Origin of the sequence: Pseudoalteromonas sp. SR44-5 (genome assembly GCF_014163675.1) — a bacterium.
GTDB classification, from domain to species: domain Bacteria; phylum Pseudomonadota; class Gammaproteobacteria; order Enterobacterales; family Alteromonadaceae; genus Pseudoalteromonas; species Pseudoalteromonas rhizosphaerae.
The window spans coordinates 1-368 of the sequence record NZ_JACJDT010000201.1 but is presented as its reverse complement, the minus strand read 5'-3'; the positions used below and the strand labels follow the sequence as shown (position 1 = coordinate 368).

Genomic DNA, 368 nt, shown 5'->3' with positions numbered 1-368 from the left:
CCATCAGCATAACGTTCAAGAACACCTTGGATATCAGCATCACTATAACTCATTGCATTTTTACGATAGCCTCGCCCTGACATTAATTTAGTTAAATCATCGTGCAGTGTCAGTAACCGTTCAAACGAATCCGTTAAATCAAAGAATTGTGGCTCGCCTTTTGTTGGTATAGCGAGTACACCATTGACAGGAAACTCTTTGTCTTGTGTAAAGCTAAGCCACATTAAGGTGGCTTGGCCTTTACCCTGTGTCGCTTGTATATCAGTGACCTCAATGTTTAACGGGGAAAGCAGTGGTGCATATTCTGGTAATGCAGCAACAACAGTGCGTGATTGGCTGTAAGCGTCTTTGGCCTTACCGAGCTCATT

Annotated in this window: 1 protein-coding gene; it reads right to left on the bottom strand. The window is 43.2% G+C overall.

The features are described 5' to 3' along the window. On the bottom strand, positions 1–368 hold a 368-nt coding region (locus H5154_RS23235; protein WP_182719780.1), incomplete at both ends, for a hypothetical protein.